Here is a 13,394-nt window from a genome sequence, read left to right on the forward strand (position 1 = left end):
TCCTCATAAAAAAAGGAAGGTTAAACGTAACCTTCCTTTTTTATTTGTTTTCTTTGTGTGAAAACGATTATTTCTTGCGCAGAACTTCCTGACATTCAGGTTCGTTACAGTAACCGTAGAGGTTTAATGAGTGACCCGTTAAGGTAAACCCATGTTGGTCTGCTACAGCATGCTGTTCCTTCTCGATAACATCATTAGTAAATTCAATAACTTTGTTGCAATTATGGCAAACCAAATGATCGTGATGATCTTCTTGCATAATTTCGAAAACAGAATGATTATTTTCGAAATGATGACGCTGAATGATACCTGCAGCTTCAAATTGTGTTAACACACGGTAAACTGTCGCAAGACCGACATCTTCCCCTTGTTCTAACAAAGTCTTGTAAATATCTTCAGCACTAAGATGATGTTGCTTTGAATTTTCTAATAATTCCAAAATCTTAATTCGTGGAAGGGTAACTTTAAGTCCAGCTTTGCGCAAATCTTGATTGGAAATAGGCATGAAAAAAGGTCTCTCAACAAATCTCAAGTTGGAATAGGCAATAGAATTTAGATGAAGTATGATCTATCCTTTGATCAAATGCATCATAATTTATTGGGATAGTGTAGCAAAATGCAAAAAATCGTGCTGACGTTATTAGTCACTTCACTCCTTGCTGGTTGTTCAATCTTTGGTGTATATAAGGTTGATATTCCTCAAGGGACTCCTTTGACCAAAGCTCAGGCCTCTCAAGTACAAGTCGGCATGAATTTCCAGCAAGTGCGTTTTTTGCTTGGTAGTCCAACTGTGACTGATCCCCTCAATCCTCAGCGTTGGGACTACATTTACAACTATATCCCGGGAACTTATGCTAAAAAGGCAAAAATCCCCGCAGCACATGGTCAGCATTTAAAAATTTACTTTGATGGCACTGGCACAGTAACTAAAATTGAAGGTTTAGAAACTATTCCAGAATCGCAACCAGGTTTACCTGCTTCTAAAGAAGCGATTTTAACTGCCCCACCACTATAATCGTTTTTTCTAATAAAAATAAACCCCTCAAGTGAAATACTTCGAGGGGTTTTATTTATAGGGCTTATTGCTTTAAGCGATTACTTTTAATATATCGCCCCACAGGATTTTTCTCGGCGCGGTTACGGCGTATATCCTTAGGATTAATCGTTAAAGGTCGATAAACCTCTACCCGATCGCCTGCTTGTAAAATTGCATGTGCCTCAACTTTGGCACCAAATATGCCAAGTTGTAATGGCTCAGGTAAACTTACCTGTTTCTGCAGCCCACTCGCTTCAACTGCTTGTAATGCTGTCATTCCAGCTTCAAATGGAATAGCAACTAAAAACTGTTGCTCTGGGGCTGCAAAAGCAACCCACACTTGCTGAGCTTTTTCCATCAGATAATTTGTCCAACGACCGCAATCATGGCAATTACAATTGAAAGCGGTAAAACAATACGTACCGCAATACGCCACAAGTTATAGAACAACTCATTGCTAAAATTCATTGATTTACGCAAGTGGCTAATTTTCATAATCCAACCAGCAAAAATTGCATAGATCAGGCAAATGAGTAATCCCCAAAGCATCAAAATCAGCGTAAAGATGCCGTGAAGTTCAGGTACAGCCCAAACTGCAATTGCTACAACAATAATCACCCACTGTAAAACGTACATCAGTTGACGTTGAGCAAGCTGTTCTTTAGCAAGTTGAATAAACAGCGCTGTTGTCATTACCGCAGTAAAAATCCAGGTAAAAACAGGAAGCTGTGCTTGAAGAGAAAAGAAACCAAACGCAACGACAGCAATCAACTGAGCTAACCAGATTGGAAGTACAGTTCGTGTAGCGCCTTCTTGAGAGTGAATGACGGACAAGCTATTTTGCCAGTAAAGTCCTAAGCCTAAACCACTCGCAACAAGGGCAAGTACAGTCGCATTACCCCACTCTTTAAACTCAACGTTTGTCCAATGCCAAGGCTGTAAAGTCGTTCCCATTGTATTAGCTAAAACAAGAGAAGCGATTACACCAACTGTCATTAATACAATTAAAATCTGACGCGGAATAAAAGATAAAATTAAAGCAGCAACAGCAAGACCAGCAAAAACAATTTGCCCAGAAACGCTGTTATTGAACTGTACTGTCAGTAAATTGCCAGCAGTACTGAGTACATTCCCGGCTAAAAATGGAATAAAAATAACTGCAAGCCAACCAGCCAAACGCCATTTTGGTGAACTATCTGCTTCACGAGTTAAACTTGATAAAGCATTTAAAGCAGTAGTCTTCGACCGTTTTGCTAAAGCAATTTCTAAATAACAAACTGGCAAAGCCAATAACAACATTGTGCCTAACCACAATAACCAGAAATCGATTTGACGATCAATCTGGATCCCCATAGCGGGCGCCAATGTCGCCATAATGATGAAAGATAAGCAAAACGCCATCAGGGGCGATAACCATCGTGACATAGGGATGTCCTGCATTATGCATTCCTTGAAAAAGACTATAGATATTTTGCCCGTCTCATGCCTGAAAATCAAAGTTTGCTCAATAAAAAAAGCAAACTACCGAAACGATAGTTTGCTGCGCTAACTAAAATTATAAGTTTTGTTATTTAAATTATGCGAAAAACCGAGCAAACCAGTTTTTCCCTTTCTTCTTTTCTTTTTCTCTAATAATTCCCATCATATTTTCTTTTACAGCCCCCACATAATCAGCATCATCATGTTGAATATGGTTAATTAACCATTTTGCTAAAATTTCTTGTAGCTCTTTTTCAACAGTATGCCCCATTTCAAAACGCTCACGATATAACTCTATTTTTTTAATAAACAAGTCATGTACCCGTTTATGTGGTACACGATATTTATAATCTGCTTCCTCTTGTAAACTTTCTTCGAAAGTAAAATGTGATTGCGTATAATCAATAATATTATCTAAAACATCTTTAATTCGACGTCTATCTTCATCATCTTTTACATCATCAATTTCATTAATATAATCAAGTATTCGTTTATGTTGCTCATCAATTACATCAATACCCGTATTATATTCTGAAGCCCATTTCATTTTCATGCATCTCCCCAATGATGTTCAATGACTGTTTCATAAACTCCATGATATATTTAAAGAATATAAATAAAAACAAAGCTATTTTGTCGGATTTACCATATAGAAAACACATTCAACCCAAGTTATTGTTTTTATTTATTTTTAAAAAAATTAACCAACTAAAATAATAAAGTATTTTTTAAACAAAATACTTTATTAATAAACGACCAATATATATAAATATCTCTATTCATATATTTTAAATATATTTTATATTAATATTGATCTGCACGATTAATACGCTTAAGTGCTGGATTTTCCTGCTCACGCTTTAATCTTTCAACATGAGTAATTGCTTTTTTAATTGGCTTACCATATTGAAATAAAATCATTTCACCAGGTTGATAAGCTGTCCAATTTTCATTATGTGTTAAAGGTTCCGTTGTTATTACTGCTACACGATCCTCAGGAGTTGTTACCTGACTAAAGTCAACCTCAACATCTAAATCAATTAAATGAGCCTGATTAAATGGATATTCTCGAACCAACCAATGTAATTTAGTAATCGCATAACTAAACAATGCTTTACCATTCGATAAGCAATAATTAAATGTGCCGTATTCAGCAATTTGTGGAGAAATTTTTTCTAATACTTCAAATATCTGTTCAAGACTTGGTTCTTCATAACCAAAAGCTTCAACGAGTTGATCGAGCAAATAACAAAATGCGCGTTCACTGTCAGTATTCCCTACAGGTGTAAAACGTCCACTCAGGGGTGGATCAAAGTCATGTAAATCACCATTATGGGCAAAAATCCACTGACGGCCCCACAACTCTCGAATAAAGGGATGAGAGTTTTCTAATGTAATTTTACCTTGAGTCGCTTTACGAATATGCGCGATCACATTACGTGATTTAATAGGATAATTACGGATAAGATCGGCAATTGGAGATTCCACTGCCGACTGGTTATCAACAAATAGTCGACAAGCCTTATCTTCAAAAAATGCAATACCAAATCCATCACTATGGTCTGAGGTAATTCCTGCACGCTGTGAAAACCCACGGAAAGAAAAAGTGATGTCCGTTGGTGTTGCACAATTCATTCCTAATAGCTGGCACATATCGCTTTTAAACTACTTCTAATTACCCCATCTGCTCTATTGTGCATGAGAGTAAAATTGCTTGCAAATCTCAATATGTGCTGGCTACTAGAAAATAGGACATATGATTAACGCTGACCCATTTTATTCATGACAAATGAAGTCGCCACTTTATTCACTTCCAGAAATACAAAATAATCTAGACAGTTAAATTCTTCATCAAAAAATGCCTGTTTCGATAGTTTTGACTGCATGCTCAAATACATTTGAAACAACTTTGGCATACGTTCATCTTGTGGAAAGCTAAACTCAGGATATTCAGGTTCATAGATTTTTTTCGAACGAATATCAATTGTTTTGCTTTCAGATAATTGCTGAATCTGGCGATGTGTGTAGTACGCTCTAGCCAAATTATCTTGCAAATGAATACTGACACAGCCCATCAAATATTTAGCACGCATTGACCACAACACTTTAGGTGCAAGATTCATCCAAAGCGTTGAAAGAGCTTTACCATTACGAAAGCGTGGATGCACACAGGTACGCCCTATTTCTAACACATTCGGAAGGTGTGATAACTGAGGAACAATATCAAACTCATGTGCGCTGTAGCTTTGTGCGATCTCATGACCTTGAAATAATTTTAGACGGGTATACGCTACAATTTCTCCAGTCCACTTTTCACGTAGGACTGCGTGCTCACAACCAAAATCATAAATGTCTTGATCTAAGTTATCTTCAAAATGAATTCCAAATTGTTGGCTAAATTGTTGTGCACGGAATCGCTGTACATCTTGTAATTCTTTTAAATTATCAACCCATTCAAAACGAAATTGTGTCTGATTTATTGCTTTATGACGATTTAAAGGTAAAGTCCAGGTTTGGCGATATTGATTAAGTTTTTCCAGCATAATGAACGCTCCTAGTGACACCCCATACACTAGTCAAAGCTCATGACAAAAAAATGACCAAATTAAATTGGTATAAAAAAAGATCACCTAGGGTGATCTTTTTATTGAGAATAACGGATTTCTTAAGCAGTTTTACTGCGGTTAGAAATGAGCGTTCCAACCCCATGATCAGTAAAGATTTCAAGTAAGGTTGCATGTGGTACGCGACCATCAACAATATGCGCACTCACAACGCCACCTTTAACAGCATCAAGTGCACAGCCTACTTTAGGAATCATACCGCCATAGATCACGCCTGTTTCAATGAGGCGATCAACCTCTTGCGTACTAAGGCCAGTTAACAGATTTTTATTTTCATCAAGCACACCAGTAATATTGGTAAGCAAAATTAACTTTTCAGCGCCTAGAGCTTCTGCAACCTTACCTGCAACTAAATCAGCATTAATGTTATACGTATTACCTTCTTCATCTACGCCTAATGGCGCAATCACTGGAATAAAGTCACTTTGGGTGAACATTTCCAATACATCAGTTTTAACGCCTGTCACTTCACCAACCATACCCAAGTCGATATGTTTGATAGAGCCGTCTTCTTCTTGCTTTTCCATAAGTAATTTACGGGCACGAAGTAAGTTACCGTCTTTACCCGTTAAACCAATTGCACGGCCACCATGTTTATTAATCAGGTTAACAATTGATTTATTTACACTGCCGCCTAATACCATTTCAACCACTTCCATGGTTGCAGCATCAGTTACACGCATACCATCAATACGATCAGACTCACGGCCTAACTGCTTTAAAAATGAGTCAACTTGTGGCCCACCACCGTGAACAACAATCGGATTTAACCCGACAGTTTTAAGTAAAACGATGTCTCGGGCAAATGAACTTTCTAGCTCCGGATCAGTCATTGCGTTGCCACCGTATTTCACCACCAGCGTTTTACCAGTAAAGCGTTGAATATACGGCAAAGCTTCAATTAAGATTTTTGCTTTGTCGACACCGATATGCTGATGTTGGGGCATTACGCCTCTCCTTACTTAGGCCTCTGAAAGTTCTTGTGCAATTTGCGGATAGTGCTCTTGCAACATATCTACAAATTTTTGCTGGATTTCCTTTAATCGTAAAGGATTATCTGCATCAAATCTTACTGTAAAATATTCACCAGTATTTGATGCTCGAATAATGCCAAAACCATCATCAAAATCAAGACGTACGCCATCAATTTTACTGATTCGAGCACCTAAACGATGACTTAAAATTTCAATATCTTGTAATACATACTTCGGATCGGACTGATATGTACCAATATAAGTATCTTCTGTACAACATCTTTCTGGATAAGGAGCAAATAATTCAGAAATTGTTGTTGCACTAGATTGGGTAAAATATTCCATTACACGTAATGCAGCATATAAGCCATCGTCGTAGCCAAAACCACGCCCATCATTAAAAACGTAGTGGCCTGCATATTCTCCACCAAAAATAGCGCGTCCATTTGACTGAGATAAATAAGCGCGTAAGAAACTACTTCCAGTACGGATCATTTTTGCTTTTCCGCCGAGTTGTTCGACTGTTTTTTGAACCATACGTGAACATTTCACATCAAAAACAATTTCTTGCTCGGGGTGTTGTTCTAAGCACATTTGCGCAAAAAGTGACAACAAACGGTCCGCAGTCAATATCTGGGCTTTTTCATCCACTAAAACAACACGGTCTCCATCACCATCCAGAGCAATACCAATATCTGCCTGCTGCTCAACCACTGCTTTACGCAAATGAGTTAAGTGGGCTGCATGCGAAGGGTCTGGTGCATGATCTGGAAACTCGCCATTTGGATTAGTCCGTAAAGCAATCACTTCACAGCCCATTTTTTCCAATATTAATTTTGAGCAGTGGCCAGCAGAGCCATGTAAACCATCTAAAATAACTTTTAAAGGACGTTTTAATTGAATATCTTTAAAAATGGCTTGCTGATATTTCTGACAAAACTCAGCTTTAAATTGAGGTAGGGTTAGCTCAAGTACAGAAATGGAATGAGTTGGTACATACGTTTGGGCATTTTCCCCCACCTGCTGAATCATTTCGGGAGACGGCGGTTCACCTTTTAAAATCCACTTAATACCATTATCTGACTTTGGATTATGGCTTGCGGTCACCATAATACCATTGCCGCCAAAATCTCTCGCAATGTAGTACATCATTGGTGATGAACAACAGCCAATGTTGGTAACTTTTAAACCTTGTTCTATTAAAATTTCTTCAATTAAGTGGGCATAAGCTGGACTTGTGAGACGAGCGTCATAGCCAACCACTAATTGAGTTTGTTTTGCTTGTTTGTATTGTTGTGCCAATCCGTAGGCAATCGAACGAACAACGTCCGCGGTTAAGTAAGAAAGTTTGCCTCTAATATCGTAAGCACGAAAAATACTTTTTGGAAAAGAGTGTCTTACATTCATAGCGTATCTTCTATTTAAAGATCAATCCGATCTATCGCAAAAACATAGATTATTCAAAATTTTTGAAAGGTTTGTTTGCTAAAAAAGTTAAAAGAATATGAGTAAAGCGTGTTGTAATATAATCCATTGTAACATTCAAGATGTAAAAAGAAACGCCTGTTCAACAGGCGTTTGATTTTCGTTAATATTTTAGAAAAACTTATTGTTTACCTGTGTGACCAAAGCCGCCAGCGCCACGTAAAGTTTCTTCAAACTCTTCTACTTGCTCAAATTCAGCTTGTACGACTGGCACTAAAACATACTGTGCCAAACGCTCGCCTGGTTCTAAACGGAATGTGGTTTGACCACGGTTCCAAACAGAAACCATCAATTCACCTTGATAATCTGAATCAATCAAACCAACTAAATTACCAAGCACGATACCGTGTTTATGACCTAAACCTGAACGCGGTAAAATTAAACCAGCAAAATTTACATCATGAATATAAATTGCCATACCTGTTTTAACTAAAACAGTTTGTCCTGGTTCAATATCAATTGCTTCATCGACGCAGGCACGTAAATCTAAACCCGCTGAACCTGCTGTTGCATATGAAGGTAAAGGCCATTCTTTACCTAAACGCGGATCGAGCAATTTCACTTGAACTTTCATGGGATTTCCTAAAAATTAAAAAAAATTAACGCTTTAATAAAGCTTTTAAATTTGCCAGATATTGTTGAGCCTGTTCTTTAGGGTCAACATTAGCCGCAATTTTCTTTTTACGCCCTAACCACTCGAGCTCATCTTGCGGAAGTTCATCAAGGAAACGGCTAGGCGTCATCTGTTTCATCTGTCCGCCATTTTTGCGCTGTTCCGCCAGTGTTAAGGTTAAACCTTGGCGTGCACGAGTAATTCCCACGTACATGAGACGGCGCTCTTCCTCAATGGTTTCTGCCGCAATCGAGTTCTTATGCGGCAATAGTTCTTCTTCGAGTCCCATAATGTACACATATGGGAATTCCAAACCTTTTGCTGCATGCAAAGTAAGAAGGTTAACTTTGTCTGTATCTTCTTCTTCCTGCTGCTGTTCTAACAGATCAAGCAGAACCAGTTTTCGAATGACACTTTCAATATTTTTTTCATCAACATCTTCTGCACGGTTAATCAGGTTTTGAATACTGTTAAATAAATTCTCGATATTATCGAGCTTACTTTTCTCTTGTGCAGGTGTTGCAGACTGTTCACGAACGTAATCCATATAGCCAGCTTCATTCATCATTTGACGAACTTTAGGCACGGGTTCATCGTCTTCCAACAATTCACGTGTAAATGTCGCAATAAAGTCAGCAAACTCATGCAGTTGAGTTTCTGCCTTTTTAGGAAGTACCATGCTTAAACGTTGGTCAGCAGAAGCACCAAGTAAAGACAGATTATTTTCTTGTGAGAATAAACCTAACTTCTCAAGAGTAACCGGACCAATTGCGCGTTTAGGTGTATTAATAATACGCAAGAAAGCACTGTCATCTTCTGGGTTAATAATAAGACGCAAATAGCTCATTACGTCTTTAATTTCTGCGCGAGCGAAGAACGATGTACCACCAGAGAGTTTATAAGGGATTTGCATTTGGCGAAGCTGTGTTTCTAATACACGCGCCTGAAAGTTCCCGCGATATAAAACTGCATAATCCTTCCAGTTTTTACCGTTCATGAGCTTGTGAGTAAGTAAGTCTTTGACCACGCGCTCTGCTTCATCGTCATCATTACGACACGTAATAATTCTGATGACTTCACCATGCCCTTTATCACTCCACAATTTCTTATCAAAAATATGTGGGTTATTTTGAATAACGCAGTTCGCAGCTTTTAAGATACGACTGGTTGAACGATAGTTCTGTTCAAGCTTAATAATTTGTAAATTTGGGAAATCCTGCTTAAGCAAAGCCATATTCTCAGGCTTGGCTCCACGCCACGCATAGATTGACTGGTCATCATCACCTACCGCTGTAAATTGCCCCATTACACCAACTAAAAGTTTGACCAAAATATACTGGGCGGTGTTCGTATCTTGATATTCATCGACCAATAAATAGCGAACACGGTTTTGCCATTTATCACGTACTTCTGCATTTTCTTGCAGTAAACGTGTTGGCATAACAATGAGGTCATCAAAATCGACTGCATTGTAAGCACGTAAATTACGTTCATAAAGTTGGTAAAGATGAGCAAACTGTACATCTTCAGGTGTTTCACATGTTGAATGCGCTTGCTCTGGCACGATCAGATCATTTTTCCAATCTGAAATCTTTTTCATTGCTTTAGCAATTAATTCTTTACTCTCCGCACCTGACAAATTGTCACGATGCATCAGATCCATCAAAATACGTTTACAGTCGTCTGCATCTAAAATCGAAAAATTGGCTTTTAAAGGTAAATTTTTAAGTTCTAAACGTAAAAGATTTAAACCAAAAGTATGGAAAGTAGAAACTGATAAACCTTTTGATTCTTCACGTGACAAAAGCTTGGTCACACGCTCTTTCATTTCACGGGCAGCTTTGTTTGTGAAGGTCATCGCGGTGATACGATGCGCTGGAATACGGCAATGCTGCACCAAATAAGCAATCTTACGAGTAATTACCGATGTTTTGCCTGAACCAGCACCAGCAAGCACCAATAAAGGGCCTTGAGTATATTTCATGGCTTCTTCTTGCTTGTTGTTCAATTGACTGGCAGATGACATCGTGTATTACCTCTTAATTTTTCGAGCATGATTATAGTCATCTCTGTTTTAGAATCCCAATAGTAAATCTACGGATATGTATAAATGATGTCTAATAATGCAATTTATACGCCGCAACTTGTCGTGGTTATTTATTGTTCTGTACACATAAAAAAAACCACCCGAAGGTGGTTTTTTGAAACAATAAACTAAATCTTATTGTTTAGCATAAATGCTGATTTCTACACGACGGTTTTGTTCACGGCCAGATGCAGTTGAGTTATCTGCGATCGGGTTAGATGAACCAAAACCTTGCGCGTCGATACGGCTAGATGAAAGGCCTTTACCAGCTAAATAGTTTTTAACTGATTGTGCACGTGATTGAGATAATGGAATGTTGATAGAGTCATTACCAGTGTTATCTGTATAACCAGTGACTAAAATCGCGCTCTTGTTATCTTCAGCCAATGTTTGAGCTACTTTGTCTAAAGTTGCATAGAAGTTTGGCTTGATGTTTGATTTGTTTGTATCAAAAGTAATGCTACCAGGCATGATCAATTGAACAGAACCATCTGGATTACGGCCAACGTCTACACCAGTACCCGCCATTTGTTGACGTAATTTTTTCTCTTTTTGGTCAAGGTATAAACCACTAGCACCACCAAGAACTGCACCAATTGCTGCAGCACGGTTGTTTTGACGGCTAGAGTTTGCACTTGATTTAGAAATACCATAACCAGCTGCTGCGCCAATTAAAGTACCTAATGCGGCTTTATCGTATTCAACGCCACCAAGGTTGTTACCTGTTGTTTGACAACCAGAAAGTACTACTGCTGCCCCTACCACTGTTGAAATAACTAATGCACGCATTGCATGCCTCCTCACTTTGAGTGTTTTGTTGTTGAGTGAATAATGAAACAAAAAGGAAGTATAAAACATTGATATTTTGTTAATAATAAACACTTTAGTTACTTTTTTGTAATATTTTGATGCACTTTAAGATGCAACCTCATCACAATTTCTTCATTGTTGTCTAAGATATCGTTGTATTTCATATTATGACAGTTATAGTTGAACAACTTTTCTATGGATTTTAGACATTCGGGGTCATTCATATGTCAACTGCACCCAATAAGCAATCTGCGCTAAAAAAAATTACACGTGGACTCACTGTAGGTACAGTCATTACAGGAAGTACGTTTTTTCATGGTCCACCTGTCCTTGCACTAGGCCTAACTAAGCTTTTAAAAAAATCATCAAAAGTTGATGAAACTAATATTCAAATTACAAATAGCTGGTTAAGCGTAAATAATTGGTTAATTGACCATGTTTTACCAAATCTAAAATGGGATATTACGATTGATGAGGGACTTGACCTCAATATGCAAGGTCGATATCTCATGACATGTAACCATCAAAGTTGGGTCGATACAACGGTGAATCAATATTTTGGTTTAACCCGCATGCCACTCACCCGCTTTTTTACCAAATGGGAACTCATCTTTATTCCTTTCGTTGGACAAGCTTTTAAAATTCTAGGCTTCCCGATGATGAAGCGTCACAGCAAAGAACAGGTCGCAAAGAATCCTGAGCTCAAAGACCGTGACATGATGGAAGCACGTAAAGCCTGTGAGCAACTTTTAAGTCAGCCCTTTACATTATTGAATTATTTAGAAGGTACTCGTTTTACTCAAGAAAAACATGACCAGCAAAAATCGCCATATAAACATTTGCTTAAACCTAAAGCAGGTGGCTTGGCACTTGCCTTGAATATTTTGGGTGACAAAATTGATGCTTTAGTTGATATGACGATTGTCTATCCGAATGGCGTCCCTGGATATAGTGATTTCTGGCTAGGTGATGTTTCAAAAATTGCGGTTAATTTGCGTAAAATTGAAATCCCAGACTGGGTTCTCGGTGGGAACTATGAAGATGATGCAATTTATCGTGAACGTTTCCAACAATGGGTCCATGAAATCTGGACCGAAAAAGATCAACTTATTGAGCAAATGAAATCTCAATATACCTCTACGAATATTTAAGAAAGCATCCGTTATTATGCAAAACAGCGCTGGGAAAAAAACGAAATATCATCATGTAGATCCAAACAGTCTTTCGTTTAAGCTGTTTCTGATCTATGACATCTTTATGGTGTTTATTATTATTTTTAACCTGTTCTGTCTTGCTACAAATTTCTTTTTAATGAGCAGTATTGGGGCATGGTTCTTTGAACACATTCATTTGCCCCAGATACTGAGCTTTTACCGAAATTCACTACATCCGTGGGTAATCACATCGGAAGCTTGGTTTATTGGTTTTTTAATTGTTGAGCTATTTGTTCGTTGGAGCATTGCGATCATCAATAAACACCATAAACGTTGGTTCTTTTTCCCTTTTATTCACTGGTATGAAATTTTAGCCATTATTCCTCAGCTTCGTTTTTTACGTTTATTCCGAGCTGGGATTATTGCTTATCGTTTACACGAAATGGGCTATCGAGTTATTCCGGAAAGCTGGAGAAAGACTGGATTATTTTATTATCGCGTTGTCATGGAAGAACTTTCCGATCGTGTTGTTATTACCGTGATTGATGGTATTAGATATGAACTTCAAACCAGTTCTAGCCATAAACAGATCATTCACGACTTGGTTAATCACCATCGTGAGCAATTTACTGCTACCCTAACAGCATTATTACAAGAGTCTTTAGCCACTGCTTTAAAAGAACAAAAACCAGCAATTACAAAAGGCGTTGGGAGAATTGTAGATCAGGCCATAGTGGACACACCTGAGCTAACCCAATTATTACGCTTAATTCCTTTAGTCGGCGGCCGCATTGAACAGCAAATTCAAAGCATTGGTCAAAGACTAGGTGAGAATATTAGTGCAGGTTTAATTGAACCTTTAATTGAAGGATCACCAAACAGTCCGAATTCCACTTATCAATTAATTTCTCAAAAAGTCAGTGAAATAAATATTAATAATCGTCAGCTTGAGCAATTGGTTGAATCTGTTGTGTTCGAGACACTCGAGTCTGTACGAAAACAAGTTAAGGTCAAACAATGGCAACAAACGCTTGCGGAGCATGATCGAATCAAAGAATAAGCATTTACTTAATTTTTTATGAATCTTGCTAGAGAATTGGCATAAATTGTTCTAGCATTTGCCCTATTTACAA

14 protein-coding genes are annotated in these 13,394 nt (G+C 37.9%); 3 read left to right on the forward strand and 11 right to left on the reverse strand.

The window, feature by feature from the left end; genetic code table 11:
* Window positions 1-67: 67 nt before the first annotated feature.
* Window positions 68-505, reverse strand: coding sequence for a ferric iron uptake transcriptional regulator (gene fur, locus MMY79_RS14965; protein ID WP_004794120.1), 438 nt, complete (start codon window positions 503-505; stop codon window positions 68-70).
* 111 nt (window positions 506-616) lie between these two features.
* Between fur and bamE the strand changes: the two genes are divergently transcribed.
* A complete protein-coding gene (bamE, locus tag MMY79_RS14970) occupies window positions 617-1,015 on the forward strand; it encodes an outer membrane protein assembly factor BamE (RefSeq protein WP_252609864.1) in 399 nt (132 codons plus the stop codon).
* A gap of 64 nt (window positions 1,016-1,079) precedes the next feature.
* Here bamE and MMY79_RS14975 read toward each other — a convergent pair whose 3' ends face one another.
* The 10 genes from MMY79_RS14975 to MMY79_RS15020 all read right to left on the reverse strand — a co-directional run bounded on the left by MMY79_RS14975 (window position 1,080) and on the right by MMY79_RS15020 (window position 11,086).
* Window positions 1,080-1,394, reverse strand: coding sequence for an RnfH family protein (locus MMY79_RS14975; protein WP_252609865.1), 315 nt, complete (start codon window positions 1,392-1,394; stop codon window positions 1,080-1,082).
* Window positions 1,394-2,461, reverse strand: coding sequence for a hypothetical protein (locus MMY79_RS14980; protein ID WP_252609866.1), 1,068 nt, complete (start codon window positions 2,459-2,461; stop codon window positions 1,394-1,396). The genes MMY79_RS14975 and MMY79_RS14980 overlap by 1 nt, the downstream gene beginning before the upstream one ends.
* A gap of 151 nt (window positions 2,462-2,612) precedes the next feature.
* Entirely contained in the window at window positions 2,613-3,068 is a 456-nt protein-coding gene (locus MMY79_RS14985) for a bacteriohemerythrin (RefSeq protein WP_013198763.1), read from the reverse strand.
* Between the two features lie 251 nt (window positions 3,069-3,319).
* Window positions 3,320-4,168: a class II glutamine amidotransferase gene (locus tag MMY79_RS14990; protein ID WP_252609867.1), complete on the reverse strand. Its 849-nt coding sequence runs from the start codon at window positions 4,166-4,168 to the stop codon at window positions 3,320-3,322.
* 107 nt (window positions 4,169-4,275) lie between these two features.
* On the reverse strand, window positions 4,276-5,058 hold the full coding sequence (locus MMY79_RS14995; protein WP_252609872.1) for a GNAT family N-acetyltransferase: 783 nt from the start codon (window positions 5,056-5,058) through the stop codon (window positions 4,276-4,278).
* Window positions 5,059-5,180: 122 nt separating this feature from the next.
* Window positions 5,181-6,086 (reverse strand): acetylglutamate kinase, encoded by a 906-nt coding sequence (gene argB, locus MMY79_RS15000; RefSeq protein WP_252609874.1) that lies wholly within the window; start codon window positions 6,084-6,086, stop codon window positions 5,181-5,183.
* A gap of 15 nt (window positions 6,087-6,101) precedes the next feature.
* Complete coding sequence (locus tag MMY79_RS15005) at window positions 6,102-7,520, reverse strand: phosphomannomutase/phosphoglucomutase (protein WP_252609875.1); 1,419 nt, start codon at window positions 7,518-7,520, stop codon at window positions 6,102-6,104.
* 199 nt (window positions 7,521-7,719) lie between these two features.
* Window positions 7,720-8,172 (reverse strand): dUTP diphosphatase, encoded by a 453-nt coding sequence (gene dut, locus MMY79_RS15010; RefSeq protein ID WP_003653255.1) that lies wholly within the window; start codon window positions 8,170-8,172, stop codon window positions 7,720-7,722.
* Window positions 8,173-8,197: 25 nt separating this feature from the next.
* Window positions 8,198-10,237 carry a UvrD-helicase domain-containing protein gene (locus MMY79_RS15015; RefSeq protein WP_252609876.1) on the reverse strand — a complete coding sequence of 680 codons (2,040 nt, stop codon included), beginning with the start codon at window positions 10,235-10,237 and terminating at the stop codon, window positions 8,198-8,200.
* Between the two features lie 195 nt (window positions 10,238-10,432).
* Window positions 10,433-11,086, reverse strand: a complete 654-nt coding sequence (locus MMY79_RS15020; protein ID WP_252609877.1) for an OmpA family protein — start codon at window positions 11,084-11,086, stop codon at window positions 10,433-10,435.
* Window positions 11,087-11,331: 245 nt separating this feature from the next.
* Between MMY79_RS15020 and MMY79_RS15025 the strand changes: the two genes are divergently transcribed.
* Complete coding sequence (locus MMY79_RS15025) at window positions 11,332-12,258, forward strand: acyltransferase (protein WP_252609878.1); 927 nt, start codon at window positions 11,332-11,334, stop codon at window positions 12,256-12,258.
* Window positions 12,259-12,274: 16 nt separating this feature from the next.
* A complete protein-coding gene (locus MMY79_RS15030) occupies window positions 12,275-13,321 on the forward strand; it encodes a preprotein translocase subunit SecA (protein WP_252609879.1) in 1,047 nt (348 codons plus the stop codon).
* Window positions 13,322-13,394: the final 73 nt, after the last annotated feature.

The sequence above is a fragment of the Acinetobacter sp. XS-4 genome, assembly GCF_023920705.1.
Lineage (GTDB): Bacteria > Pseudomonadota > Gammaproteobacteria > Pseudomonadales > Moraxellaceae > Acinetobacter.